Genomic DNA, 26,656 nt, shown 5'->3' with positions numbered 1-26,656 from the left:
AGCGTCTTGACCGAACTCGCACAGCGGCTGTCCGCGATCGACGCACAGATCGCGGACGCCGCGCGGGCGGCGGGGCGGGATGCCGGCGAGATCACCCGCATCGTCGTCACGAAATTCCATCCCGCGCAGCTCGTGCGCGAACTTCACGCGCTCGGTGTGCGCGACGTCGGAGAGAACCGGCAGCAGGAGCTCACAGCGAAGCATGGCGAGCTCGAGCTCGATGGGCTGCGCTGGCACTTCATCGGCCAGGCGCAGACCAACAAGGCCGGTGCGATCCGGCGCAGTGCTGATGCCGTGCACTCCGTCGACCGGGTCAAGATCGCCGACGCGCTGCATCGTGCTTCTGAGAACGACGACGACGTGCTCGACGTCCTGGTGCAGGTGAACCTCACCGAGGATCTCGGGCGCGGAGGCGTTGCCCCCGCAGACGCGGAGCAGCTCGCCGAGCACATCCTGACACTGCCGTCGCTGCGGCTGCGCGGGGTCATGGGCGTCGCACCGCTCGATGAGGATCCGGCATCCGCGTTCGCGCGTCTGCGCGCGATCTCTGACGGCATCCGCCGGGTCGCGCTCGACGCCACCTGGATCTCCGCCGGCATGACCGGCGACTTCGCCGAGGCGATCGCCGCGGGTGCGACACACCTGCGGATCGGCTCTGCAATCACCGGACCCCGGCCTGACCGGGGTTAACCTCGAAACAGATCAGCCCATGTCGAACACGGAGGACACGATGGGAAACCCGCTGAAGAAGACCATGGTGTACCTGGGCCTCGCCGATGAGGAAGAGGCCTACGAGGAGCAGGCCGCTCCGGCGCCGGCGCGCGCGCACCGCGAGCGTGACCGCGATCGTGGTGGCGATCAGGAAGAGGCCGCCCCGGCTCCCGTGACGCCGCTGCGCCGCCCCGTTGCCGTTCGCCAGCCGTCTGCGGGCGCCGTGAACGAGATCCTCACCGTGCACCCCAAGCAGTACCGCGACGCGCAGCTGATCGCTGAGAGCTTCCGCGAGGGCGTGCCGGTGATCATCAACCTGTCGCAGATGAGCGACGCCGACGCGCGACGACTGATCGACTTCGCCAGCGGGCTGTCGCTCGGCCTGTACGGCCGGATCGAGCGCGTCACCAGCAAGGTCTTCCTGCTCTCGCCCGAGAACATCGCGATCTCGGGTCATGGCGGCATCGCGCACGCAGACCCGGAGGCTGCGGCCTTCGACCAGTCCTGAGTCGCAGAGCTTTTTCAAAGTCGTGGCAGTCGTCTCCTGGATCGCATCGATCGTCCATCTGGTCCTGCTGATCTACATCTTCGTGCTGTTCGCACGACTGATCCTCGATTACATCCCGCTGTTCAATCGAGGCTGGCGCCCCAAGGGCGCCGGTCTGATCGCGGCTGAAGTCGTCTACACGGTCACCGACCCGCCCATCAAGCTGTTCCGGCGCTTCATTCCTCCACTGCGCATCGGCACGCTCTCATTGGATTTCGGGTTCACGTTCACGATGCTCGCCGTGCTGATCCTGATGGCGATCGTGAGGCAGTTCATCTGATCGGGGGCTATGCTTGCTCGAGGTGCGCGCCCCGGGTACGCGCCACATCAATACCGAGCCATGCTTCAGACACTGGCAACAGAACTCATCGAAAGAGGAGCCGAGAAAATGGCACTGACCCCGGATGACGTCGTCACCAAGCAGTTCCAGCACGTCCGATTCAAGGACGGCTTCGACCCGGACGAGGTTGACGACTTCCTCGACGAGATCGTCGTCGAGTGGCGCAAGGCCCTCGAGGAGAACGCCGCGCTGAAGGCGAAGCTCGCCGAATACGAGTCCGGCGAGAAGCCCGCCGAGCAGGCTCCCGTCGTCGACGAGGTGCCCGCACCGGTCGCCGCGGCTCCCGCCGCCCCCGCCGTCGAGTCTCCGGAAGCCACCGGATCCACCTCGACCTCCGCCGGCATCATCGAGCTCGCCCAGCGCCTGCACGACGAGCACGTCGCCGAGGGTGAGACGAAGAAGAAGCAGCTCATCGCCGATGCCGAGGCCGAGGTCGACCGCATCCGCACCGAGGCTCAGGCCAAGCAGCGCGAAGAGTCGGCACGTCTCGAGCGCGAGCGCAACACGCTCGAGGCTCGCATCACCGAGCTCCGCAACTTCGAGCGCGACTACCGCACGCAGCTCCGCGGCTACATCGAGGGCCAGCTGCGCGACCTCGACGAGAAGTCGGCCTCCACGGACTCGACGCCGGTCTCCGCGATCGGACTGTAGGTCAGCTCTTTGCCTGAACGTCGTCCAATTCGTCGGTCGGCGGCCGGCATCATCGTCGCGGTCCTCGCGGCAGTGGTGCTGGCCGCCGATCAGTTCGTGAAGTACCTCACGATCGAGAATCTCCCGCTGCACGAGGTCGTACCCGTGCTCGGCGAATTCTTGCAGCTGTACTACATCCGCAACTCCGGGGCAGCGTTCTCTCTCGGCAGCGAGGTGACCTGGATCTTCACGATCGCACTCACCGTCGTCGCCGGCATCATCATCTGGAAGGCGTTCGGCCTTCGCTCGCGGCTGTGGGCGATCGTGCTCGGCTGCCTTCTCGGCGGCGTTCTCGGGAACCTCACCGATCGTCTGCTCCGCGAGCCCGGCTTCGCGGTCGGCCACGTCGTCGACATGATCTCGATGCCGTGGATGATGCCCGCGATCTTCAACGTCGCCGACATCTTCATCGTGTGCGGCATGATCACTGTCGCACTCCTGGTCGTCCTCGGCATCCGATTCGACGGCACTCGCGAGAAGGACCACGTCGAGTCCGCCGACGCCGGAACGCCCGGCATCGAGCACGAGGCCATCGAGAAGGACGCCTGATCGTGGAGTCCCGTTCGCTGCCCGTGCCTGACGGGCTCGACGGCGCACGTGTCGACTCGGCGCTCGCGAAGATGCTCGGCTTCTCACGAACCTTCGCGGCCGAGGTGATCGCCGCCGGCGGCGCACGGCTCGACGGCGTCGTCCTCGACAAATCGGACCGGCTCCGCAGCGACGGTTGGCTCGACGTCGAATGGCAGCCGAAAGAGGGCCCCGCCATCGTTCCGATCGAGGTGCCTGAGCTCGGCATCGTCCACGATGACGACGACATCGTGGTGGTCGACAAGCCGACAGGTGTCGCAGCGCACCCCTCGATCGGTTGGGAGGGTCCGACCGTGCTCGGCGCTCTCGCCGGCGCAGGTTTCCGGATCGCCACCAGCGGCGCCGCGGAACGCGCGGGCATCGTGCACCGGCTCGACGTCGGCACCAGCGGCCTCATGGTGGTCGCCAAGACCGAGTCCGCCTACACCGACCTCAAGCGCGCGTTCAAGGAGCGCACGGTCGAGAAGGTCTATCACGCGGTGGTGCAGGGGCATCCCGACCCGCTCGCAGGGACGATCGATGCGCCGATCGGGCGGCATCCGAACCACTCGTGGAAGTTCGCCGTGATCCCTGACGGCAAGCCTTCGGTGACGCACTACGAGACGCTCGAGGCGTTCCCCGGCGCTTCGCTCCTCGAGATCCACCTCGAGACCGGACGCACCCACCAGATCCGCGTCCACATGGCGGCGCACCGGCACCCGTGCGTCGGCGACCCGCTCTACGGCGCAGACCCGACGATGTCGGCGAGGCTCGGCCTCACCAGGCAGTGGCTGCACGCGCACCGGCTCGGGTTCACGCATCCGGCCACAGGGGAGTGGGTGCAGTTCGAGTCGGACTATCCCGCCGACTTCGTGCACGCCCTCGAGGTGCTGCGCGGCGACTGAGGCCGTGTCATAAAGCGCTGTCGCTCGAGGCGGCGACGGTCGCATCGAGCGTGCGCACCAGGAGCGCGACGAGTTCGGCGTCGTCGGCGAGGTCATCTGCGGCGACGCTCACGAAGACCTCCTCGGCGAAGGCGACCCAGGCGCGCAGCGCCATTCGCACCGCCCTCGTGTCGGGCACCCCGAGCTCTCCGAAGGCCTCCCTGAGATGCTCGGCGTTGAGTTCGCGCGATTCGTCCACCAGGGCGCGCACGGTCGGGTCGCTGCTCGCGACGCCCCGCACGAGCGACAGGAACGTGCCGCGGTGATCGCGCACGAAAGTCGCGAAACGCCGCAGGGTGTCATCTATGCGCTCGCGCGGCGGCAGATCGGCGCGCGGTGCCGTGGCGTGCAGGAGGCTGTCGCGGGCCGTGGTCACCACGGCGCGATGCATCCCCTGCTTGGACTCGAAGTAGTGGAACGCGAGCGCGCGGGAGACGCCGGCGCGGCGGGCCAGTTCGTCCATCGTGAGCTCGTCCAGCGGGTGGTCGGCGAGGAAGTTCACCCCGATGGCCATCAGCTGCGTGCGACGGTCCTCCGGTGTCAGGCGACTGCGACGCTCCTCCGGCATGTGCTCAGCCTATCCACAGGGCAGGACTACCCATATTGACTCTGAGTCAATGAGGGTTATGCTCGAACGCGGCCGCCGACGACGACGGCCCGACATAGGAGGATCGATGAAGTTCCCGTCACTCACGAAGTCCCACGCCGGTCGCGTCACGCTCGCAGCGGTACCCGTCGGGGTCGTCGCCGCACTGCTCCTCGGCGGCGTCGCACAGGGGCAGGTCCCGGTCTCCTTCGCCGTGTCGGGAAGCCAGTTCCAGATCTCCGCCAGCCAGCTCGAGGGCACCGGGTTCTCGCAGTACGCGGGCGTCGCCACGGACTCCGAGGGCGGCGAGCACACCGTCGCGATCGCGAACATCAAGAGCGCGACGCTCACCGACCTCTGCCAGTCCGTGATCACAGAGACTCCGCTCGGCACCGTCGGCGTGCTGATCAAGGCGGGCGGGGGAGACAACCCCGCGAGCGCCTCCGACCTGCAGATCGGCATGACCGGGCTTGCCGGCGATGCCTCGTTCGGCAACATCCGGATCGGCGTCGACGCGTCGACCGTGCAGACGGATGCCAAGGGCTCAGCCGGCGACTTCGCCCAGGATGCCGACACCGTCTCCATCGCGAACCTCCAGCAGACCGCGTGGAGCACTCAGGCTTCGGTGTTCACCCTGACCGGCATGACCCTCGAGCTGACCGACGGATCGACCCCGTGCTTCTGACGGAGAGCGTCGAGGTCCCCGTGTCTCGGCGGAACGCCCGCGGCCGGTGGCGGCGCTTCACGGCATGGCGCCGACGGCGACCCTTCCTGGGCGGGCTCCTGATCGCCGTCGCCGGTGTGGAGATGTTCTTCTCCGGCCAGATGGACATCGGACACCTTCACGTGCAGCTCGGCATCGAGGGCCTGCAGGCGACGATCATCCCGATCGCGCTGGTGCTGCTGGGCGTTCTCGCCATCACGATGCCCGCGCATCACGTGTTCTACGGCGTGCTGTCCCTTGCGGTCGGCCTGTATGCGCTGGTCGGCGTCAATCTCGGCGGGTTCCTGCTCGGCACGATCATCGCCTGCGTCGGCGGCGTGCTCGTGGTGGCATGGATGACGCCGGAGGCGAGGGCGGAGTCGAAGGCGCGGGCGGGCTCGAAGGCGCGGGCGGGCTCGAAGGCGCAGCGCGCGTCGCGGCGGGAGGCCTCGGCGGAGGAGGCTGGGTGAAGCCCCGCAGTCTGCGCCCGGTCGCCGTCATCGCGGCGCTGCTCATCACCGCGCCGCTCGTCGTGAACGCGGCTCCCTCGCCGCGTCATACCGGGTTCTGCGACTCGTTCCTGTCGTTCCTGTGCCCGAAGACGGATCCGGATCCCGCGGAGACCGCAGCGCCGGAGGACGGACAGACCCCAGGCCTTGAGACCCCCGCGCCGGGCGAGCCCCTCGCGCCGAACGACACCCTCGCTCCGGAGGAGACTCCAGCGCCGGAGGAGACGCCCGCTCCCGAGGATGAAGAGCCGGTGGAGGCGCCCGTCGACGACGGCGCGCCGATCTTCACCGGCACGCCTGCGGCGATGCGCTCCGGAGGGCTCTCCTTCACCGGTCTGAGCGGCATCAGCATCGTCAGCGTGCCCACCGCGGACGGTGGCAGCGTCCGCGCGCTCAGGATCAGCGCGGACTCCATCACGATCAGCGGGTTCTCGCTCACCGTCCGCCCGCACGACGAGCCGGGACTGGTCACCACGGCCGACACGATGTCGTTGCAGGGGAACGTCTCGGTGTACCTCGGATCGATCTCCGCGTCAGCGCTCGGAGGCGAGCCGCTCACACTCGGCACCGACACGCCGCCGTCCCTGGAGGAGATCGAGCCGGGGCTGCTGGATGTGACCATGGGCCTGATCGGCAGCACCGCCGATTCCATCACGTACTCGAACACCGACCAGAACATCGTCGAGCCCTGAGCAGGCCGGTGGCCGATGTCGGCGCCACCGGCCACACTGTCAGCATGAGTATCGAGGTGCGGCCGGCGACCGTCTTCGATGATGTCGCGACTCTCGTCGGCCCGAAGAAGCCGACATCGAACGTGTGCTTCTGCCTGAGCTACCGGATCGGGTCGAAGGAGAACATCTCTCTGCGCGGACCGGAACGCGGCGAACGCATGCGGGAGCTGTGTCACCAGGATCCACCGCCCGGTGTGATCGCCTACTCCGATGACGAGCCGGTCGGATGGGCAGCGCTGCAGCCTCGGCGCGAGACGAGCTTCGCGAGAAACCGGCGGATCCCGCACGTCGACGATCTCGACGTCTGGTCGCTGTGGTGCCTGCGCGTACGACCCGGCCATCGAAAGCAGGGGATCATGCACGAGCTGGTCGCCGGCGCCGTCGCGTACGCGAGGGAGCGGGGTGCGCCCGCGATCGAGTCGTATCCGGTGGACAACCGCGGCGAGAAGGTCGATCTGACGATGATGTATGTCGGCACGAAAGCGCTGTTCGAGAAGGCCGGATTCACGCAGGCGTCCGAGACCGAGTCCGTGCTCAACGGGTTCCCGAGAGTGCTCATGCGGCTCGATCTGCGGTGACGCCGGAAGCCGGCGTCGGTACCCGGACGTAGACTCGATATCGTGGCATCCGACTCCTTCGTACACCTGCACGTGCACAGCGAATACTCCATGTTGGACGGTGCCGCGAAGATCAATGCGATGACCCAGGCGGCCGCCGATTACGGCATGCCGGCCATCGCCGTGACCGACCACGGCAACACCTTCGCGGCCTTCGAGTTCTACAACGCCGCCAAGAACGCCGGCGTGAAGCCGATCATCGGCCTCGAGGCGTATGTGACCCCCGGAACGCACCGCAGCGACAAGTCTCGCGTCGCATGGGGATCCCCGGATCAGAAGAGCGACGACGTCTCCGGTTCCGGCGCCTACACCCACACGACGATGTGGAGCCAGAGCACCGAGGGCATGCACAACCTGTTCCGGCTGAGCTCGCTGTCGAGCATCGAGGGCTACTACTTCAAGCCCCGCATGGACCGGGATCTGCTGCAGAAGTACAGCAAGGGACTCATCGCGACCACCGGCTGCCCATCCGGCGAGATCCAGACGCGACTGCGCCTCGGGCAGTACGACGCGGCGCGGGCCGCGGCCGCCGAGTTCCAGGACATCTTCGGCAAGGAGAACTACTTCACCGAGATCATGGACCACGGTCTGTCGATCGAACGTCGCGTCATCTCCGACCTGCTGAAGATCTCGAAGGATCTGAACATCCCGCTGGTGGCGACGAATGACTCGCACTACACGCACCAGCACGAGGCCGACGCGCATGCGGCCCTGCTGTGCGTGCAGTCCGGCTCGACGATGGACGATCCGAACCGGTTCAAGTTCGATGGTGACGGCTACTACATCAAGACGGCGCAGGAGATGCGTCAGATGTTCAGCGACCACCCCGAGGCGTGCGATAACACCCTCCTGATCGCCGAGCGCTGCGAGGTCGAGTTCAACACCGCGGCGAACTACATGCCGCGCTTCCCGGTGCCCGACGGCGAGACCGAGGACAGCTGGCTCATCAAGGAGGTCGAGACGGGGCTGCACTACCGGTACCCGAACGGCATCCCCGACAAGGTACGCAAGCAGGCCGAGTACGAAACCGGCATCATCCTGCAGATGGGGTTCCCCGGCTACTTCCTCGTGGTCGCCGACTTCATCAACTGGGCGAAGGACAACGGCATCCGCGTCGGTCCTGGGCGTGGTTCCGGTGCGGGATCGATGGTCGCGTACGCCATGAAGATCACCGACCTCGACCCGCTCGAGCACGGTCTCATCTTCGAGCGCTTCCTGAACCCCGACCGCGTCTCGATGCCCGACTTCGACGTCGACTTCGACGACCGTCGCCGCGGCGAGGTCATCGACTACGTCACGGCGAAGTACGGCTCGGAGCGCGTCGCGCAGATCGTGACGTACGGCACGATCAAGTCCAAGCAGGCGCTGAAGGATGCCGGGCGCGTGCTCGGATTCCCGTTCAGCATGGGGGAGCGGCTGACCAAGGCCATGCCGCCGCCCGTCATGGGCAAGGACATGCCGCTGGACGGCATGTTCGACTCCGCGCATCCGCGCTACAAGGAGGCCAGCGAGTTCCGCACGCTCATCGAGACCGATCCCGAGGCGAAGACGGTCTTCGACCGCGCGCTGGGTCTTGAAGGACTGAAGCGTCAGTGGGGTGTGCACGCGGCCGGCGTGATCATGTCGTCCGAGCCGCTGCTCGACATCATCCCGATCATGAAGCGCGAGCAGGACGGTCAGATCGTCACGCAGTTCGACTACCCGTCGTGCGAGACGCTCGGACTGATCAAGATGGACTTCCTGGGGCTCCGAAACCTCACGATCATCTCCGACGCGCTCGACAACATCCGGATGAACCGCGGCGAAGAGGTCGACCTCGAGCACCTGGAACTCTACGACCAGCCCGCCTACGACCTGCTGGCCCGCGGTGATTCGCTCGGCGTCTTCCAGCTCGACGGCGGGCCGATGCGCTCCCTGATGCGTCTGATGAAGCCCGACAACTTCGGTGACATCTCGGCGCTCATCGCTCTGTACCGCCCCGGTCCCATGGGCGCCAACTCGCACACGAACTACGCGCTGCGCAAGAACGGACTGCAGCCGATCACCCCGATCCACCCTGAACTCGAGGAGCCGCTGAAGGACATCCTCGAGGAGTCCTACGGCCTGATCATCTATCAGGAGCAGGTCATGGCCATCGCGCAGAAGGTCGCCGGCTTCAGCCTCGGCCAGGCAGACATCCTGCGTCGCGCCATGGGAAAGAAGAAGAAGTCCGAACTCGACAAGCAGTACGAGGGCTTCTCCGGGGGAATGAAGGAGCGCGGTTACGGCGAGGCCGCGGTCAAGGCGCTGTGGGACATCCTGCTGCCGTTCTCGGATTACGCCTTCAACAAAGCGCACTCGGCGGCCTATGGACTCGTCTCGTACTGGACCGCATACCTCAAGGCGCATTACCCCGCCGAGTACATGGCCGCGCTGCTGACCAGCGTCGGCGACTCCAAGGACAAGATGGCGATCTACCTCAACGAGTGCCGTCGCATGGGGATCAAGGTGCTGCCGCCGGATGTCCGCGAGTCGATCAACTTCTTCGCCGCCGTCGGGGAGGACATCCGCTTCGGCCTCGGTGCTGTTCGGAACGTGGGCACCAACGTCGTCGACGGCATCGTCGCGTCGCGCGAGAAGGAGAACTTCACCTCCTTCCACGACTTCCTCAAGAAGGTGCCCCTGCACGTCTCGAACAAGCGGACGGTCGAATCGCTGATCAAGGCGGGCGCGTTCGACTCGATGGGCGACACCCGTCGGGCTCTGATGGAGATCCACGAGGATGCCACGGAAGCCGCCGTCGACCAGAAGCGCAACGAGGCCCAGGGCGCGATCGGATTCGACTTCGACAGTCTGTACGACGCGCACGACGACGCCCCGCCGGCGAAGGTGCCGGAGCGACCCGAATGGATCAAGAAGGACAAACTCGCCTTCGAGCGCGAGATGCTCGGACTCTACGTGTCAGACCATCCGCTGGCAGGGCTTGAGGTCCCGCTGGCAAAACACGCCTCGATCTCGATCCACAATCTGCTCGCGTCGGAAGACCTGCAGGACGGAGACCAGGTCACGGTGGCGGGACTGGTGACGAGCGTGCAGCACCGAGTCGCCAAGGCCAGCGGAAACCCTTACGGCATGATCACCGTCGAGGACTTCAACGGCGAGGTCACCGTGATGTTCATGGGCAAGACGTACACCGAGTTCCAGCACACGCTTCAGCAGGATGCCATCCTCGCCGTGCGCGGCCGGGTCTCCCGCCGAGACGACGGGCTCAACCTGCACGCGCAGTCCGCGTTCTCGCCGGATATCGGCTCCTTCGACGCCGCCGGCCCGCTCTCGCTCGTGCTCGCCGAGCAGCGCGCCACGGAGCACGTCATGAACGAGCTCGCAGAGGTGCTGCGCAGGCACAACGGCGACACCGAGGTGGTGCTCCGGGTGCACCGCGGACAGACGGCGAAGGTGTTCGATGTGCCCATGCCGGTGAAGGTCTCCGCCGACCTGTTCGGCGACCTCAAGTCCCTGCTCGGGCCGACCTGCCTCGGGTAGGGTAGGGACACATGAGCACGGACATTCCGGATGAATCCTTCACCGAAGAGCCCTTCACAGAAGAGGACGGCGTCCTCTACGAAGAAGAAGTCGCACCTCAGCACGGGGTCCTCGGATTCACCATCCGCGAACTGCTGATCGTCGCCATCTGGCTGGTCATGTTCATCACTTCGTTCTTCCCGATCGGGTGGAGCGCGGCCATCTGGACTCAGGGCATCGCCTGGATCCTTCCGCTCGGCGTGCCCACGGTCGCCGTCTTCCTCATCGTCCTCCGCCGCTTCTCTCCGGACGGGATCCGCCGGGTCGGCTCACTGGGCATCGATCAGTTCGCATCCGTGGCCTTCTCGGTCGCCGCCGTCTGGTGGATCCAGCAGCTCTGGCAGTACATCGCTGCGATGTCGCAGACCGGTACCTCGCTGAACATCTGGGTGCCCTGGGTGCAGGTGGTCGCCCTGCTGGTGCTGGTCGTGCTCACCGTCTTCGCACCGATCATCCCTGGCCTGCGCGACGACTTCCGCGGGCGTCTGGTCACGCTCGCACATCGCAACGCGAATCCGGTGCGTCCGGTCATCGCCCGTCCCCGGCCCGAGCGGCCGGTCGCCTCTCCCGCTGCCGCGGACGAAGAACTGGCCGCCATCGACGACGCCTTCGTGGACGACACGACGCACGACGCCGATCAGCCGGCACTCGACGAGAGCCTCCCGCTGACCGAGCACGCCTCAGGCGGAGCGCTCGGCACCGCACCCGAGCTCGACGACGACTACGTCCCCGGCTACGCTCGCTCATCGCGCGGCGACGACGAGACCGGCGAGATGATCGGCCAGCCGTTCTGGGTGCTCGCGCCCACCGAACGTGACGTGTTCGACGAGACCGGCGAAGCCGTGTTCCGCGTCGGGCCGGAAGCCTGGGTGCTCGTGATCGAGGATCGGGGCGGCAGCTATCTTGTGCGCCACGACGACGGACGCGTCGGCTACCTGCACGACATCGCAGACATCACGAAGGGCTGACGTGCGCACCATCGATCTGCGGGGGCGCGAGCTCTCGCCGGCAGACATGCTCGCCGCTGTTCCCCGTGCCACGCAGGCGCGGGCAGAGGCGCTGGAGACCGCGGCGCGGATCGTCGAAGACGTCCGCACCGGGGGAGAAGCGGCCCTGCGCGCCCAGGCGGATAAGTTCGACCGGGTCTCCGGCCACGCGATCCGCGTTCCGGTGACGCACATCGAGGATGCTGTCGCCGCTCTCACCCCGGAGATCCGCACCGCCCTCGAGGAGGCGATCCGCCGGGTCAGGCAGGCCTCCGCCGCACAGGTTCCCGACACCCGGGTCACCCAGATCGGCGACGGCGCCCTCATCACGCAGCGCTGGCAGCCGGTGAACCGCGTCGGGGTGTACATCCCCGGCGGCAAGGCCGTCTATCCCTCCAGCGTGATCATGAATGTCGTCCCGGCGCAGGTCGCCGGCGTGCAGCAGATCGCGCTGGCGTCGCCCCCGCAGCACGATCAGGACGGCCGCATCCACCCCGTCATCCTCGCTGCGGCAGGTCTCCTCGGGGTCACCGAGGTGTACGCCATGGGCGGTGCCGGAGCGATCGGCGCCTTCGCGCACGGCGTCGCCGACCTCGACCTCGACCCCGTCGATGTGGTCTCCGGCCCCGGCAACAACTACGTCGCCTCCGCCAAGCGCGCGGTGGCCGGCGTCGTCGGCACCGACTCCGAAGCGGGTGCCACCGAGATCCTCGTCGTCGCCGACCGCACGGCGGATGCGCGGCTCATCGCCGCAGACCTCGTGAGCCAGGCCGAGCACGACGAGCAGGCATCCGCCGTGCTCGTCACCGACGACGAGGCCCTCGCCGAGCGCGTGACCGTCGAGGTCGACCGGATCGCAGCATCCACGATGCACGCCGAGCGCGTCGCCGTCTCGCTGGCAGGACCGCAGTCCGCGATCGTCCTCGTCGACGACCGCGCGATGGCCACCGCGTTCAGCAACGCCTACGCGCCCGAGCACCTCGAGCTCCACCTCGAAGACGCCCCCGAGGCGTCATCCGCGTTCACCAGCGCCGGTGCGGTGTTCGTCGGCGACCAGACACCGGTGAGCCTCGGCGACTACATGGCGGGCAGCAACCACGTGCTGCCGACCGGGGGACAGGCGCGCTACGCGCCCGGGCTCGGCGCCTACACGTTCCTGCGCCCGCAGCAGGTCATCTCCTACGACCACGCTGCCCTCGCAGCCGTCCGCGACGGCGTCGTGGCACTGGCGAACACCGAGGTGCTCCCGGCCCACGGCGAGGCCATCGAAGCGCGCTTCCAGGCTGACGAACAGGGAACGACTACGCTGTAACACCATGCACTGCCCGTTCTGCCGTCACCCCGATTCCCGCGTGATCGATTCGCGCACCAGCGACGACGGCCTGTCGATCCGCCGACGTCGGCAGTGCCCGGAATGCGGTGGGCGGTTCACGACCACCGAGACCGCCAGCCTCAACGTCATCAAGCGCTCCGGCGTGATGGAGCCGTTCAGCCGCGACAAGGTGATCTCCGGCGTCCGCAAGGCCTGTCAGGGGAGGCCGGTGACCGAAGCCGACCTCGCCATCCTCGCTCAGCGCGTCGAGGAGGCGGTGCGCCAGACCGGCGTATCGCAGCTGGATGCCAACGAGATCGGACTGGCGATCCTCGGACCGCTCCGCGACCTGGACGAGGTCGCTTACCTGCGATTCGCCAGCGTCTACCAGGCGTTCGAATCGCTGGAGGACTTCGAAAGCGCCATCGGCGACCTCCGCGCCGACCATGCGCAGTCGAAGGCGGCTACCGCCGACCGGTAATCTGGCAGGGATGTATCCCCTCCTCTTCCGCGCCGTCCTCTCGCGCTTCGACCCCGAGTTCGCGCACCACGCCGGCATGGCCGTGATCCGGGTGCTGGGCGCGCCGCCGTTCGCCTGGGCCACTCGCGCTCTGTGTGCGCCCGACCCGACGCATCGGGTGTCGACGCTGGGGCTTACGTTCGATTCGCCGTTCGGCGTCGCGGCGGGTTTCGACAAGAACGCCGTCGGCGTGCGCGGACTCGCAGCGCTCGGGTTCGGACACGTCGAGGTCGGCACCATCACAGCCATCCCGCAGGACGGCAACCCGAAGCCGCGTCTGTTCCGCCTCGTGCCCGATCGCGCCGTGATCAATCGGATGGGCTTCAACAACGCAGGAGCGGATGCCGCGGCGAAGCGCCTCGCGAAGCTGCGCCGCCGTCGCCCTGCGACGGTCATCGGCGTGAACATCGGCAAGAGCCGGGTCGTCGAGGTCGAGAACGCCACCGCCGACTACGTGTCCAGCGCTCTCGCGCTCGCCCCGCTCGCGGACTACCTCGCGGTGAACGTGTCATCTCCCAACACTCCGGGTCTGCGCGGACTGCAGGCGGTCGAGACGCTCGCCCCGCTGCTGCGCGCCGTCAAGATCGCCGCCGGCTCCACGCCGCTGCTGGTGAAGATCGCGCCCGACCTGCCGGACGACGAGATCACGGCGATCGCGCAGCTGGCGGTCTCGGAGGGGCTCGACGGGATCATCGCGCACAACACCACGATCGGCCGCGAGGGTCTGAAGACGGATGCCGCGGTCGTCGAAGCTGCCGGTGCCGGCGGACTCTCCGGCGCGCCCCTGCGGGAGCGCTCCATGGAGGTGCTGCGCGTCGTGCGCGCGGCGGTGCCCGGAGACTTCTGCGTCATCTCCGTCGGGGGAGTGGAGACCGCATCCGACGTGCAAGAGCGACTGGATGCCGGCGCCACTCTCGTGCAGGGATACACGGCGTTCCTCTACCGCGGCCCGTTCTGGGCGCGGCAGATCAACAAGGGGCTGCGTTAGAGGTTTCGACTCGCTAGCGCTCGCTCAACCCGTTTCGTCTCCGATGGCTTCGCCATCTTCGCTCAACGACCAGCGGTAGACGAGTCGAAACCGGGATCACTCCGGGTACTGGCCGCGCTTGACCTGCGGCTTCGGCAGGCGCATGAAGCGCATCTGCAGCGACCGCATCCCGGCGTACCAGCCGAGCCCCTTCTCGAGGCGCTCCTTGCCGAACTTCGCGGCGGCCTTCCGCTTGACGCGTGCGCCGAGAAGGATCATGTCGAGCACGGCGACGATGATGAAGCACCACAGGCCGATGAACGCGTAGAACGAGAAGGTCGGGTTCGGCACGAGCGAGACGAGGATGACGATGACCATCAGCGCCATCACCCACTCGGACACGTGCCAGCCGGCATCCACGTAGTCGCGCACCCAGCGTCGCTGCGGACCCTTGTCGCGCGGGGGAAGGTACTTGTCCTCGCCGGCGGCCATGCCGGCCTGCGCACGCTCGCGCTGCTCGCGCATCTGGACCTTGGCCGCGGCGCGCGCCTCCTTGGTGTCCGCGACGAGCGGACGACGACGGGCAGCCTCCTGCTCGGCGCGGCTCGGAGTCGGCCGTCCCTTGCCGACGACCGGCGTCTCGGCGGACTCGTCGTTCGTCGATGGGGTGGAAGCGGCCACGGGACTCCTCGGATCAAGATTCGGGTGAAGCCTTAAGATTACTCGCATGACCTCAGTGCCGCCCACCGCAGACCCTGCCATCGAATCCGCCGTCAGCGAAGCGGCGGCGATCGGCATCCCGAGTGCGCTCGCAGATCTCGGCGATCTCGTGCGCATCCCCGGCATCGCCTGGCCGTCGTTCGACCAAACGCAGCTCGAGCGCAGCGCCGAGCGCGTGGCGAGTCTCGCCGAGGGCACCGGAGTCTTCGATGAGGTCCGCGTGCTTCGCGCCGCGATCCCCGGAACGGACGAGCACGGCCAGCCCGCCGTGCTCGCGACCAGGGCAGCACGCGGAGGCAAGCCGACCATCCTGCTCTACGCGCACCACGACGTTCAGCCTCCCGGCGACGACGCGCTGTGGGAGACGCCGCCGTTCGAGCCGACCGTGCGCGACGGACGGCTGTACGGCCGTGGTGCTGCGGACGACAAGGCCGGGATCATGACGCACATCGCCTCGCTGCGGGCGGTGCGCGAGGCGCTCGGCGACGATCTCGAGCTCGGCGTCTCGATGTTCATCGAGGGTGAGGAGGAGTACGGCTCCCGCTCGTTCGCGCAGTTCCTCAGCGACAACGCCGATGCGCTGCGCGCCGACGCGATCGTCGTCGCCGATTCGGGTAACTGGGACTCCACGACCCCCGGCTTGACCGTCTCGCTGCGCGGCAACGCCCGCTTCACGCTCAAGGTCCGCACGCTCGACCACGCTTCGCACTCCGGGATGTTCGGCGGCGCGGTGCCCGACGCCATGATGGCTACCGTGCGCTTGCTGTCGACCCTGTGGGATGCCGACGGCGCCGTCGCGGTGGATGGGATGAGCGAGCGCGACGCTCCCACCCCGGAGTACTCCGAGGAGACGTTGCGCGACGAGGCCGGACTGCTGCCCGGCACCACGCCGATCGGCAGGGACAGCATCCTCAGCCGGATCTGGAACAAGCCGGCCGTCACGGTCATCGGCATCGACGCGACCAGCGTGGAATCGGCATCCAACACCCTCCTTCCCGAGGTGACCGTTGTCATCAGCGCTCGCGTGGCCCCCGGCCAGACCGGTGAGGAGGCGTACGCGGCGCTCGAGAAGCACCTGCGCGCGAACGCGCCCTTCGGAGCCGAGCTGACGTTCTCGGATGTCGATCTCGGCAACGGCTTCCTCGTCGACACCAGCGGCTGGGCCGTCGGCCTCGCCCGTCAGGCGATGGCGGACGGGTACGGCAAGGATGCCGTGGATCTCGGCGTTGGCGGCTCCATCCCGTTCATCGCCGATCTCGTCCGCGAGTTCCCGGACGCCCAGATCCTCGTCACCGGGGTGGAAGACCCGCATTCGCGCGCGCACAGCCCGAACGAGTCGCTGCACCTGGACACGTTCCGCCACGCCGTCGCCACCGAGGCGCTGCTGCTGGCGCGCATGAATGCGGCCACTGTCTGAGTCCCGAGCCATTTACAGTCCCCGGCAGTAGAATCGCAGTACCAGCCGTGCGCATGCGCGGCACGTCAGAAGGAGCGACATGAGCGACACCACCATCACTTCCGAGACCAAGACCGCACACGGCGTCACCCTCACGGACGCTGCCGCCACCAAGGTGAAGAACCTTCTCGCGCAGGAGGGCCGCGAGGACCTTCGACTTCGCGTGGCAGTGCAGCCCGGCGGATGCTCCGGTCTGATCTACCAGCTCTACTTCGACGAGCGTTACCTGGACGGCGACGAGACCGTCGACTTCGACGGCGTCGAGGTCATCGTCGACAACATGAGCGTGCCCTACCTCGACGGCGCAGCCATCGATTTCAAGGACACGATCTCGGAGCAGGGCTTCACGATCGACAACCCGAATGCGGCCGGAAGCTGCGCTTGCGGCGACAGCTTCCACTGAAAGTAAGCCGTGTCCGACCTGCGTGGTTGGCATGAATCAGGTGTGAGCTTGCCCTAGACTGGGATGAGCCCTGTCCGCGATCTTGAAAGGTGTATCGTGCCCTCGAAACGCCGCCTTCGTTGGGCTGCAGTTCCGGTAGGAATTGCAGCAGCCGTGGCTCTGGCGGGATGCTCTCCCACCGAGCTTCACGGATTCCTCCCGGGCTTCGTGGAAGACGGCACTGCCGCCACGAACCAGACCGACCGTGTCGCGTCGCTCTGGGTCAACTCCTGGATCGTGCTTCTGGCCGTCGGCCTGATCACGTGGGGCCTGATGGGCTGGGCCGCCATCGCGTACCGCCGCCGGAAGGGCCAGACCGGCCTGCCGGTGCAGATGCGGTACAACATGCCCATCGAGATCTTCTACACGGTGATCCCGCTGATCCTCGTCATGGGAATGTTCTTCTTCACGGCGCGCGACCAGGCTGAGATCGAGACCCAGTGGGGCGATGACGCCGACGTCGAGATCACCGCGATCGGCAAGCAGTGGGCGTTCGACTTCATGTACGCCGGCGAGGACGACGACCTGTCCGACGCCGTGTGGACCATGGGTATCCAGGCGCAGCCGGATGCCGATGGCAACATCGACAAGGAAGAGCTGCCCACGCTGGTGCTCCCTGTCGACCAGAAGGTGCACATCAGCCTGCAGTCGCGCGATGTCATCCACTCGTTCTGGATCATCGACTTCCTCTACAAGAAGGACATGTACATCGGGAAGGACAATTCCTGGTCCTTCATCCCGACCCGTGTCGGCGAGTACGACGGCAAGTGCGCCGAGCTGTGCGGCGAGTACCACTCGATGATGATGTTCAACGTCAAGGTCGTCGAGCAGGACGAGTACGACGCGTACGTCGAGTCGCTCCGCGAGGAGGGCAACGTCGGCGACATCAATGACGCCTACGACCGACTCGGCAATCTCCCGGGCACGGGTGCCCAGGGAACGGACTCCGAGGAAGAGGGAGAGTAATCCTCATGTCAACCACTGAGGCCCCCAGCCAGGCTCCTGGCGCTCGCCCCACCGCAATTCCGGCCCGTCAGGCCGCTCTGCTGAGCTCCTCCCGCACGGAGGAGAAGGGCAACATCGTCGTCAAGTGGATCACGTCCACTGACCACAAGACCATCGGGTACATGTACCTGATCACCTCTGTGCTGTTCTTCCTGCTCGGTGGTGTGATGGCGCTCGTCATCCGTGCCGAGCTGTTCGCTCCCGGCATGCAGATCGTGCCGACCAAGGAGCAGTACAACCAGCTGTTCACGATGCACGGCACGATCATGCTGCTGATGTTCGCGACGCCGCTGTTCGCCGGATTCGCGAACGCGATCCTCCCGCTTCAGCTCGGTGCTCCCGACGTGGCGTTCCCGCGACTGAACGCCTTCGCGTTCTGGCTGTTCGGCTTCGGCTCGATCATCGCCGTCGCCGGCTTCCTCACCCCCCAGGGTGCGGCATCATTCGGCTGGTTCGCCTACCAGCCGTTGGCGAACGCGTCGTTCTCGCCCGGAGCAGGTGGAAACCTGTGGATGGTCGGACTCGGCATGTCCGGTTTCGGCACGATCCTCGGTGCGGTGAACTTCATCACCACGATCATCACTATGCGTGCACCGGGTATGACCATGTGGCGCATGCCGATCTTCTCGTGGAACACGCTCATCACGAGCCTCCTGATCCTGATGGCGTTCCCCGTGCTGGCTGCGGCGATCTTCGCCGCTGCTGCGGACCGTATCCTCGGCGCTCACGTCTTCGACCCGGCGAACGGCGGCGTGCTGCTGTGGCAGCACCTGTTCTGGTTCTTCGGTCACCCCGAGGTGTACATCATCGCGCTGCCGTTCTTCGGCATCGTCTCCGAGGTCTTCCCGGTCTTCAGCCGCAAGCCGATCTTCGGATACAAGACCCTGGTGTACGCGACGATCGCCATCGCCGCCCTGTCCGTGGCCGTGTGGGCGCACCACATGTACGTCACCGGATCCGTGCTGCTGCCGTTCTTCGCGCTCATGACGATGCTCATCGCGGTGCCGACGGGTGTGAAGATCTTCAACTGGATCGGAACGCTCTGGCGAGGCTCGGTGACCTTCGAGACGCCGATGGTGTTCGCGCTCGGCTTCCTCGTGTCGTTCGTCTTCGGTGGTCTGACCGGAGTCATCCTCGCGTCGCCGCCGCTGGACTTCCACCTCAGCGACTCGTACTTCGTCGTCGCCCACTTCCACTACGTGGTGTTCGGAACCGTCGTGTTCGCGATGTTCTCCGGCTTCTACTTCTGGTGGCCGAAGTGGACCGGCCGCATGCTCAACGAGCGTCTCGGGTACGTGCACTTCTGGATGCTGTTCATCGGCTTCCACATGACGTTCCTCATCCAGCACTGGCTGGGTGTGGACGGCATGGTCCGCCGCTACGCGGACTACTCGGCAGCCGACGGCTGGACCTGGGGCAACCAGGTGTCGACGATCGGTGCCATCATCCTCGGCGCCTCGATGCTGCCGTTCTTCCTGAACGTGTGGATCACGGCCCGCAAGGCGCCGAAGGTCACGGTCAACGACCCGTGGGGCTATGGCGGATCGCTCGAGTGGGCGACCAGCTGCCCGCCGCCGCGTCACAACTTCACGTCGATCCCGCGTATCCGCAGCGAGCGGCCCGCATTCGACCTGAACCACCCGGAGGCCGCAGAGCACCCGGTCGGGGTCGCCGCGTCCGGCGTCTCGGATGCGAACGGAGAGGCGAAGTAAGTCATGCGTTCAAACATCGTTCTGTGGTGGATCCTCGCCGGCTTCTTCTTCCTGGTCGGCACCGGATACACGGTGTGGCACATCCTCGCCTACCCGGAGCTGACCGGCGCGATGAGCGTCGAGTGGGTCGGCACGGTCGCGCTGTTCTTCGGCATGTTCATGTCGGCGATGGTCGCGGTCTACCTGCAGCGCACGCACAAGGCGCAGGGCGGCGAGCTGCCCGAGGACATCCTGACGGCCGACATCGATGACGGCGACCCGGAGCTCGGCGAGTTCAGCCCGTGGTCCTGGTGGCCGCTCGTGCTGGCCGGATCCGCGGCCATCTTCCTGATCGGCATGGCAGTGGGACACTTCCTGCTCCCGATCGGCGTCGCGATCTTCGCGGTCGCGATCGTCGGCTGGGTCTACGAGTACTACCGCGGTCACTTCGCCCGCTGAGACACTCTCTCGTCAGAAGGCCCCTGGACCTCGTCCAGGGGCCTTCTGCGTTGAGCGGCCGGGGGCGCGGCTCGTCTACCCTGAGCTCGTCCTTCCCGCAGGTGGCGCTTCTTGCCGCCTGGCAACCGCTCAGGCGGCAAGAAGCGCCACCTCCAGGCTGGCGTGGGCGCGCGGGAGGTCGGCAAGTGTCTCTTAGCGCCGCTTGATGGCGCGATAGGCGGCAATTGGCGACACCTCTCAAGGATCGCTTGCGTGCGCGTCAGGCCCGAGAACGAACGCGCGGCACGCCGGTGAGCGGGTCGATCGGCCGGCGGTGGATGCCGTCGTGATCCTCGACCGGGTATCCCTCGCGGGCCCAGTACTCGAAGCCGCCGATCATCTCCCGCACCGGGTAGCCCAGCTTGGCGAACTCCAGAGCGCCCTTCGCGCCGGCGTTGCATCCCGGGCTCCAGCAGTACACCACGACATCAGTGCCCTCCGGGATCTCCTGCGGTGCTCTGGCGGCGATCTCGCTGTAGTGCATGTGCACGGCGCCTGCGACGCGTCCCTGCGCCCAGGCCTCATCCGAGCGGACATCGATGACCACGACGTCGTCTCCGGCCTTCTGGCGGGCATACAGGTCGCTGGCGTCGGTCTCGTAGGCGAGCTTTGCGGCGAAGTAGTCAGCGCGTTCGATCATGGCTCCAGCTTAGGACCCGACTCCGGAGCCGTACGGCGGCCGGAGCGACCGAGCCGGGCGGTCATCTGGATGCGTTCACCGTGCTTCCTGAGGTCGAGGCACGTCTCGACGTCGTGCAGACGTCAGTGGAAGGGGGAGCGGAGCTCACTGCGGCTGGATCCGCACGTCTTGTAGACACCTTTCAGATACGCAGATGGCCCCGACGCAGATCGCGTCGGGGCCATCGAAAAGGGGAGAGGCGCTTTTACTTGCCGTCCTCATCCTCCTGCGTGGTGGTCCTGTTCTCGCGGGAGTCCTCATCCGGCTCCGTGGCGATCACCGAGCTCGGCGTGTTGGCCGTCTCGCCCAGGTGGGTCTCGGTGGTCGGGTGCAAAGGAGCATCCGGAGCGCCTGCGCGCTCGTGAGCGCCCTGGATCTCGGCAGCCTCGGCCTCGTCCATGTGGGTCGTGACGTGGTGCTGGTGCGCGTCTGCGGCGCTCACCTCGGCCTGCGTGAGCGGCGAGAGGCGGTCCTCGTAGAACCAGCGCGACATCGAGGAGCGCAGGTTCTGCGTCCACGGGATGCGGCCCTTGGCGTTCGGGCGCACCACGAGCGGCTCGTAGCCGTCGACGTCGATGAGCTTCCAGCGGTCGTACTCGTCGACCGGCTGGTGGACCTCGATGAACTCGCCACCGGGAAGGCGGACGATGCGACCGGACTCGTAGCCGTGCAGCACGATCTCGCGGTCCTTCTTCTGCAGCGCGATGCAGATGCGCTTGGTGACGAAGTAACCGATGATCGGGCCGAGGAACAGCAGAGCCTGCAGCGTGTGGATGACGCCTTCCATCGTGAGGTGGAAGTGGGTCGCCATGAGGTCGGACGACGCCGCAGCCCACATCACCGCGTAGAAGATGACACCGGCAACACCGATCGCGGTGCGCGTCGCGGCGTTGCGCGGGCGCTGTGCGATGTGGTGCTCGCGCTTGTCGCCGGTGATCCACGCCTCGATGAAGGGGTAGATGGCGACGGCGACGATGAACAGTCCGAGGACCGCGACCGGCACGAGGATGCCGAGTGACAGCGTGCGCTCGAGGAACACGATGTCCCAGTTCGACGGAGCCAGACGCAGGGCGCCGTCCGCGAAGCCGATGTACCAGTCCGGCTGCGTACCGGCCGAAACGGGGGAGGGGTCGTACGGACCGTAGTTCCAGACCGGGTTGATCTGGAAGAACGTCGCGATGAGCACGATCGCGCCGAAGACGATGAACAGGAAGCCGCCCATCTTCGACATGTACACGGGCATCATCGGGTAGCCGACGACGTTGTCGTTCGTTCGGCCGGGGCCGGCGAACTGCGTGTGCTTGTTGACGATCATCAGCATCAGGTGCACGACGATGAGGCCGATCACCAGCAGCGGCAGCAGCAGGATGTGCAGCGTGTACAAGCGGCCGACGATGTCGGTGCCGGGGAACTCGCCGCCGAACAGCAGGAACGAGGTCCAGGTGCCGATGAGCGGGATGCCCTTGACCATGCCGTCGATGATGCGGAGGCCGTTGCCCGAGAGCAGGTCGTCCGGAAGGGAGTAGCCCGTGAAGCCCTCGGCCAGCGCGAGGATGAACAGCACGAAGCCGATCACCCAGTTGAGCTCGCGCGGCTTGCGGAACGCACCGGTGAAGAAGATGCGCAGCATGTGCACACCGATACCGGCGACGAACACCAGAGCTGCCCAGTGGTGGATCTGGCGAACCAGCAGGCCACCGCGCAGGTCGAACGAGATGTGCAGCGTCGACTCGAGCGCAGCGGACATCTCGATGCCGCGCATCGGGGCGTAGGCACCGGTGTAGTGCGTCTCGACCATCGACGCTTCGAAGAAGAACGTCAGGAACGAGCCGGAGATGAATACGACGACGAAGCTCCACAGCGCGATCTCGCCGAGCATGAACGACCAGTGGTCGGGGAAGATCTTGCGGCCCAGCTCCTTGACGAAGCCGGAGAGGCTGGTGCGCTCATCGATGTAGTTCGACGCTGCGCCGACGAAGCGGCCGCCGAGAGGGGCCTTGTTGTCCTTGTCCTCTTTGGACAGCGTTGCGGTGCTCAATGGCGCTCCCAGAAGCTCGGGCCGACAGGTTCTTCGAAATCGCTGCGTGCGACGAGGTAGCCCTCGTCATCGACCGTGATCGGCAGCTGGGGCAGCGGACGTGCGGCCGGGCCGAAGATGACCTTGGCGTGGTCGGTCACGTCGAACTGCGACTGGTGGCAGGGGCACAGCAGGTGGTGCGTCTGCTGCTCGTAGAGAGCAACCGGGCAGCCGACGTGGGTGCAGACCTTGGAGTACGCGACGATGCCGTCGTACGACCAGTCCTTGCGCTCCTCGGACTCGATGAGCTGCTCGGGCCGCAGGCGCATCATCAGAACGATGGCCTTGGCCTTCTCCTCGAGGTATCCGTCGTGGTGCGACAGGGTCGCGAGGTCCTCGGGGATCACGTGGAAAGCGGAGCCGAGCGTGACATCCGCCGCACGGATCGGCGTGCCATCCGGGTCGCGGACGAGACGCTGGCCCTCAGCCCACATCGTGTGCTTCAGGAGCGCGACCGGGTCGCCGGCGGTCGGGTCCTCGGGGGTGCTGTGCGGAGCGAGCCCGCGGAACAGCGCGACACCGGGGACGATGGATGCCACGACCGCTGCGATCAGCGAGTTGCGGATCATCGTGCGACGGCCGAAGCCGGACTCCTCGTTCGCGTCGGCGAATGCCTGGATCGCTGCCTCGCGGGTGGCGTCCTTGCCGCGGGTGGGATGCCGGTGCTCGATGAACTCCTTGTCGCTCATCAGCGCCTTGGACCAGTGGATGGCTCCCAGACCGATCGAGAGCAGCGCCAGAGCGATTCCGAGACCGATGAAGAGGTTGTTGTTGCGGATCGCCGCCATCGAGCCGTCCTCGATGGGGAACAGCATGTAAGCCGCGACGGCCCAGATGCTTCCGGCGAGTGACAGGTAGAACAGCGTGTAGACAGTCCGTGCCGCGCGCTTCTCGGCCTTCGGGTCCAGGTCCGTCATCCGCTCGCGGTGCGGCGGCAGACCCGGGTTCTGCACGGGATCGCTGACTGCGACACCCAGCCCCGGAGAGGGCTGGTAGGCCCTGTCAAGGGCCTGCGAGTCGTCGTCGTGTGCCATGGTGCTCCTCGTACGTTCCTCTTCGATGAATATGCGTCAGTTGGACTTCGCCGTGATCCACACGGTCGCACCGACGAGGGCGCCGATGCCGAAGATCCAGATGAACAGGCCCTCGGAGACAGGTCCGAGCGAGCCGAGCGTGAAGCCGCCGACCTGGACCTCCTGCTGCTGGAAGAGCAGCGCCGAGATGATGTCGCGCTTGTCCTCGTCGGACAGGTTCATGTCGCCGAACACCGGCATGTTCTGCGGGCCGGTGACCATGGCCGCGTAGATGTGCAGGGCGCTGGTGCTCGTCAGCGGCGGGGCGTACTTGCCCTCGGTGAGTGCTCCACCGGCCGCTGCCACGTTGTGGCACATGGCGCAGTTGATCCGGAACAGCTCGGCGCCGTGAGCCACGTCGCCTTCACCGTCGAGGATCTCGTCAGCGGGGTAGCTCGGGCCGGGGGCGACCGACTGGACGTACGAGGCCATCGCCTCGATCTGGTCCTGCGTGAACTGCACCGGCTTCTGCGGGGCCTGAGGGCCCTGCATCTGCAGCGGCATACGACCGGTGGCGACCTGGAACTCGACGGACAGCTCGCCGACGCCGTAGAGGCTCGGGCCGTTGTCGGTTCCCTGCAGGTCAAGGCCGTGACAGGTCGCGCAGTTCGCCTGGAACAGCTTCTCGCCGTCGTCGACCGTGAGCTGAGTGCTCGCCGCCGTCGGAGTCTCGGTCGCAGCGATCGCCGCAGACGCGCCGGCATAGATGCCGCCGGTGATCAGGAGTCCCGCACCGATCAGCGCCGCAGCGGCCAGGGGGCTACGGCGTCCGTTCGAGCGACGCTTCTTCTCTCGTGCCATTTCGCAGGTCAGCTCCGCTCTTATTTCAGGAAGTAGATGACGAAGAACAGCACGATCCAGACGACGTCGACGAAGTGCCAGTAGTAAGACACGACGATCGAGGTGGTCGCCTCCTTGTGCGTGAAGTTCTTCACCGCGAACGCGCGTCCGATGACGAGCAGGAACGCGATGAGTCCGCCGGTGACGTGAAGGGCGTGGAAGCCCGTGGTCAGGTAGAAGGCCGAGGCGTAGGAGTCAGCCTGAATCGGCATGCCCTCGGCGACCAGCTGGGCGTACTCCCAGACCTGACCGGAGACGAAGATCGCGCCGAGCGCGAAGGTGAGCCAGAACCACTCGACCATTCCCCAGCCGAAGAGGCGACGGCGTCCTGCGCTGTTGAACTGCCCCTTCTTGATGCGGTAGGCCTGCATGTCCTCGGCCGCGAACACGCCCATCTGGCAGGTCACGGAGGAGAACACCAGGATGGCGGTGTTGACTGCGGCGAACGGGACGTTCAGCAGCTCGGTGCGGTCCGCCCACAGTTCGGGGGAGGTGCTGCGGAGGGTGAAGTAGATCGCGAACAGTCCCGCGAAGAACATCACCTCGCTGCCGAGCCACACGATGGTGCCGACAGCTACCGGATTCGGGCGCTTGATAGTTCTTGCCGCCGGGGCATAGGTCGCTGAGGTGGTCACCCCTCCATTATGGCCGATCCGCGGCGGTGATTCTTGCATCCGGCATCCCCGTTTCGATGTTCGTAGACTTAGGGGACCCTAAGGAAACGCTGCGAATCCTCGGTGAATCCAACGAAAATCGGAGATTGTGCGTCGACGTCCCGCGCGCAAGGAATTTATTCGCGCCGATAGGATCACTGTCATGGCTGATTCCCTGACCTGGCCCGATGTCCTCACCACTCTGCTGGAGCGGCGCGATCTCAGCGTCTGGGAGTCGACGTGGGCGATGCGCCAGGTGATGCAGGGCAATGTGTCCGACGCGTTGCTGGCAGGATTCCTCGTCGCCCTGCGCGCCAAGGGCGAGACGATCGACGAGGTCGTCGGCTTCCGCGACGCGATCCTCGAAGCGGCCGTACCGCTCCCGGTCTCCCCGAACGTTCTGGACATCGTCGGCACGGGAGGCGACAGGGTCGGCACGGTCAACGTCTCGACCACGGCGGCGATCATCATCGGGGCAACGGGCATCCCGGTCGTCAAGCACGGCAACCGTGCGGCCAGCTCCGCGTCCGGGTCGTCAGACGTGCTCGGTGCGCTGGGGCTGCAGCTGTCCCTCTCTCCGGAGGACGTCGCCGCAGTGCTCGACCGCACCGGCATCACCTTCGCGTGGGCGGCAGCGTTCCACCCTGGCTTCAAGCACGCCGGCGCGGCTCGAGGCGAACTGGGTGTCCCCACTGTGTTCAACATGCTCGGCCCGCTCTGCAACCCTGCGCGCGCCGAGGCGAACGCGGTCGGAGTCGCTCAGCTCGAGCGCGTGCCGCTGATCACCGGCGTCTTCCGCACACGTGGTGCGACCGCGCTCGTGTTCCGCGGCGACGACGGGCTCGACGAACTGACCACCACCGGCCACAGCCGGATCTGGGAGGTCTCGCGCGGCGACATCCATGAGCACGACCTCGATCCTCGTGACCTCGGCATCCCCACGGCGGACCTCGCCGACCTCATCGGCGGCTCGCCGGAGCACAACGCCGGGGTTCTCCGCGACACGCTCGCAGGCACGAAGGGCCCGGTGCGCGACATCGTCCTCCTCAACGCCGCGGCCGGCATCGTCGCCTTCGAGCTCTCGCAGGATGCCACGCAGGCGACGCGTCCGATCCTCGAGCGCCTCCGCGACGGCTACGCGCGTGCAGAGGCCGCGATCGACGACGGCAGCGCCGCGGCGAAGCTCGACGCCTGGGTGGCGGCCACTCGCGAACTCGCATCCGCCTGAGAC

The 26,656-nt window shown here is 66.7% G+C and carries 28 protein-coding genes; 21 read left to right on the top strand and 7 right to left on the bottom strand.

The annotated features are described in order from the left end of the window. The first annotated feature begins 6 nt into the window (after positions 1-6). From MAE01_RS10340 to MAE01_RS10315, 6 genes are all read left to right on the top strand, one after another. Complete coding sequence (locus tag MAE01_RS10340; RefSeq protein ID WP_147039469.1) at positions 7-690, top strand: YggS family pyridoxal phosphate-dependent enzyme; 684 nt, start codon at positions 7-9, stop codon at positions 688-690. Between the two features lie 40 nt (positions 691-730). Next, positions 731-1,219, top strand: a complete 489-nt coding sequence (locus MAE01_RS10335; RefSeq protein ID WP_147039500.1) for a cell division protein SepF — start codon at positions 731-733, stop codon at positions 1,217-1,219. 22 nt (positions 1,220-1,241) lie between these two features. Then, the gene (locus tag MAE01_RS10330) at positions 1,242-1,538 is read left to right on the top strand and encodes a YggT family protein (protein ID WP_147039468.1); all 297 of its coding nucleotides are present in this window, start codon (positions 1,242-1,244) and stop codon (positions 1,536-1,538) included. A gap of 108 nt (positions 1,539-1,646) precedes the next feature. After that, entirely contained in the window at positions 1,647-2,249 is a 603-nt protein-coding gene (locus tag MAE01_RS10325) for a DivIVA domain-containing protein (RefSeq protein ID WP_147039467.1), read from the top strand. Between the two features lie 9 nt (positions 2,250-2,258). After that, positions 2,259-2,837, top strand: coding sequence for a signal peptidase II (lspA, locus tag MAE01_RS10320; protein ID WP_147039466.1), 579 nt, complete (start codon positions 2,259-2,261; stop codon positions 2,835-2,837). A 2-nt stretch (positions 2,838-2,839) separates the two neighbouring features. Then, complete coding sequence (locus tag MAE01_RS10315; protein WP_147039465.1) at positions 2,840-3,760, top strand: RluA family pseudouridine synthase; 921 nt, start codon at positions 2,840-2,842, stop codon at positions 3,758-3,760. 7 nt (positions 3,761-3,767) lie between these two features. Here the strand turns inward: MAE01_RS10315 and MAE01_RS10310 are convergent, their stop codons facing one another. After that, positions 3,768-4,367, bottom strand: coding sequence for a TetR/AcrR family transcriptional regulator (locus MAE01_RS10310; RefSeq protein ID WP_147039464.1), 600 nt, complete (start codon positions 4,365-4,367; stop codon positions 3,768-3,770). Between the two features lie 106 nt (positions 4,368-4,473). Here MAE01_RS10310 and MAE01_RS10305 point away from each other — a divergent pair, with 106 nt between their 5' ends. The 9 genes from MAE01_RS10305 to MAE01_RS10265 are packed head-to-tail and all read left to right on the top strand — an operon-like array spanning position 4,474 to position 14,312. Continuing rightward, positions 4,474-5,070, top strand: a complete 597-nt coding sequence (locus MAE01_RS10305) for a DUF6230 family protein (protein ID WP_147039463.1) — start codon at positions 4,474-4,476, stop codon at positions 5,068-5,070. Beyond that, positions 5,061-5,558 (top strand): DUF6114 domain-containing protein, encoded by a 498-nt coding sequence (locus tag MAE01_RS10300; RefSeq protein ID WP_147039462.1) that lies wholly within the window; start codon positions 5,061-5,063, stop codon positions 5,556-5,558. Before MAE01_RS10305 ends, MAE01_RS10300 begins: the two co-directional genes overlap by 10 nt. Further along, positions 5,555-6,289 (top strand): hypothetical protein, encoded by a 735-nt coding sequence (locus tag MAE01_RS15990; protein WP_186806200.1) that lies wholly within the window; start codon positions 5,555-5,557, stop codon positions 6,287-6,289. The genes MAE01_RS10300 and MAE01_RS15990 overlap by 4 nt, the downstream gene beginning before the upstream one ends. A gap of 44 nt (positions 6,290-6,333) precedes the next feature. Then, positions 6,334-6,906, top strand: a complete 573-nt coding sequence (locus tag MAE01_RS10290; protein ID WP_147039461.1) for a GNAT family N-acetyltransferase — start codon at positions 6,334-6,336, stop codon at positions 6,904-6,906. A 42-nt stretch (positions 6,907-6,948) separates the two neighbouring features. After that, complete coding sequence (dnaE, locus tag MAE01_RS10285; RefSeq protein WP_147039460.1) at positions 6,949-10,467, top strand: DNA polymerase III subunit alpha; 3,519 nt, start codon at positions 6,949-6,951, stop codon at positions 10,465-10,467. 11 nt (positions 10,468-10,478) lie between these two features. Then, entirely contained in the window at positions 10,479-11,474 is a 996-nt protein-coding gene (locus MAE01_RS10280; protein WP_147039459.1) for a hypothetical protein, read from the top strand. Position 11,475: 1 nt separating this feature from the next. Continuing rightward, entirely contained in the window at positions 11,476-12,804 is a 1,329-nt protein-coding gene (hisD, locus tag MAE01_RS10275; protein WP_147039458.1) for a histidinol dehydrogenase, read from the top strand. Between the two features lie 4 nt (positions 12,805-12,808). Further along, the gene (gene nrdR, locus MAE01_RS10270; RefSeq protein ID WP_147039457.1) at positions 12,809-13,285 is read left to right on the top strand and encodes a transcriptional regulator NrdR; all 477 of its coding nucleotides are present in this window, start codon (positions 12,809-12,811) and stop codon (positions 13,283-13,285) included. A gap of 10 nt (positions 13,286-13,295) precedes the next feature. Continuing rightward, positions 13,296-14,312: a quinone-dependent dihydroorotate dehydrogenase gene (locus MAE01_RS10265; RefSeq protein WP_147039456.1), complete on the top strand. Its 1,017-nt coding sequence runs from the start codon at positions 13,296-13,298 to the stop codon at positions 14,310-14,312. Between the two features lie 96 nt (positions 14,313-14,408). On the opposite strand, the gene MAE01_RS10260 is transcribed toward MAE01_RS10265, so the two are convergent. Then, the gene (locus MAE01_RS10260) at positions 14,409-15,020 is read right to left on the bottom strand and encodes a DUF3043 domain-containing protein (protein ID WP_147039455.1); all 612 of its coding nucleotides are present in this window, start codon (positions 15,018-15,020) and stop codon (positions 14,409-14,411) included. On the opposite strand from MAE01_RS10260, the gene MAE01_RS10255 reads away from it, so the two are divergent. The 5 genes from MAE01_RS10255 (at position 15,019) to MAE01_RS10235 (ending at position 20,064) form a co-directional block, all read left to right on the top strand. Continuing rightward, positions 15,019-16,428: a dipeptidase gene (locus MAE01_RS10255; RefSeq protein WP_147039454.1), complete on the top strand. Its 1,410-nt coding sequence runs from the start codon at positions 15,019-15,021 to the stop codon at positions 16,426-16,428. The genes MAE01_RS10260 and MAE01_RS10255 overlap by 2 nt on opposite strands. Positions 16,429-16,507: 79 nt before the next feature. After that, positions 16,508-16,870, top strand: a complete 363-nt coding sequence (erpA, locus tag MAE01_RS10250) for an iron-sulfur cluster insertion protein ErpA (RefSeq protein ID WP_147039453.1) — start codon at positions 16,508-16,510, stop codon at positions 16,868-16,870. 96 nt (positions 16,871-16,966) lie between these two features. After that, positions 16,967-17,875 (top strand): aa3-type cytochrome oxidase subunit II, encoded by a 909-nt coding sequence (gene ctaC / locus MAE01_RS10245; protein WP_147039452.1) that lies wholly within the window; start codon positions 16,967-16,969, stop codon positions 17,873-17,875. A 5-nt stretch (positions 17,876-17,880) separates the two neighbouring features. Continuing rightward, the gene (ctaD, locus tag MAE01_RS10240) at positions 17,881-19,626 is read left to right on the top strand and encodes an aa3-type cytochrome oxidase subunit I (protein WP_147039451.1); all 1,746 of its coding nucleotides are present in this window, start codon (positions 17,881-17,883) and stop codon (positions 19,624-19,626) included. A 3-nt stretch (positions 19,627-19,629) separates the two neighbouring features. After that, on the top strand, positions 19,630-20,064 hold the full coding sequence (locus MAE01_RS10235; protein ID WP_147039450.1) for a cytochrome c oxidase subunit 4: 435 nt from the start codon (positions 19,630-19,632) through the stop codon (positions 20,062-20,064). Between the two features lie 259 nt (positions 20,065-20,323). On the opposite strand, the gene MAE01_RS10230 is transcribed toward MAE01_RS10235, so the two are convergent. The 5 genes from MAE01_RS10230 to ctaE form a co-directional block, all read right to left on the bottom strand. Next, positions 20,324-20,743, bottom strand: coding sequence for a rhodanese-like domain-containing protein (locus MAE01_RS10230; protein WP_147039449.1), 420 nt, complete (start codon positions 20,741-20,743; stop codon positions 20,324-20,326). A 244-nt stretch (positions 20,744-20,987) separates the two neighbouring features. Continuing rightward, positions 20,988-22,820 (bottom strand): cytochrome bc1 complex cytochrome b subunit, encoded by a 1,833-nt coding sequence (gene qcrB / locus MAE01_RS10225; RefSeq protein ID WP_147039448.1) that lies wholly within the window; start codon positions 22,818-22,820, stop codon positions 20,988-20,990. Continuing rightward, the gene (gene qcrA / locus MAE01_RS10220; protein WP_147039447.1) at positions 22,817-23,893 is read right to left on the bottom strand and encodes a cytochrome bc1 complex Rieske iron-sulfur subunit; all 1,077 of its coding nucleotides are present in this window, start codon (positions 23,891-23,893) and stop codon (positions 22,817-22,819) included. The genes qcrB and qcrA overlap by 4 nt, the downstream gene beginning before the upstream one ends. 36 nt (positions 23,894-23,929) lie before the next feature. After that, positions 23,930-24,733: a cytochrome bc1 complex diheme cytochrome c subunit gene (qcrC, locus tag MAE01_RS10215; protein WP_147039446.1), complete on the bottom strand. Its 804-nt coding sequence runs from the start codon at positions 24,731-24,733 to the stop codon at positions 23,930-23,932. A gap of 20 nt (positions 24,734-24,753) precedes the next feature. After that, positions 24,754-25,446: an aa3-type cytochrome oxidase subunit III gene (gene ctaE / locus MAE01_RS10210; RefSeq protein WP_147039445.1), complete on the bottom strand. Its 693-nt coding sequence runs from the start codon at positions 25,444-25,446 to the stop codon at positions 24,754-24,756. Positions 25,447-25,588: 142 nt separating this feature from the next. Here ctaE and trpD point away from each other — a divergent pair, with 142 nt between their 5' ends. Continuing rightward, positions 25,589-26,653, top strand: a complete 1,065-nt coding sequence (gene trpD, locus MAE01_RS10205) for an anthranilate phosphoribosyltransferase (RefSeq protein ID WP_147039444.1) — start codon at positions 25,589-25,591, stop codon at positions 26,651-26,653. The last annotated feature ends 3 nt before the right edge of the window (positions 26,654-26,656 follow it).

Source organism: Microbacterium aerolatum (genome assembly GCF_007988825.1).
GTDB lineage: Bacteria > Actinomycetota > Actinomycetes > Actinomycetales > Microbacteriaceae > Microbacterium > Microbacterium aerolatum.
The sequence above is the reverse complement of the archived record's forward strand: the minus strand, read 5'-3'. Positions and strand labels throughout refer to the sequence as shown.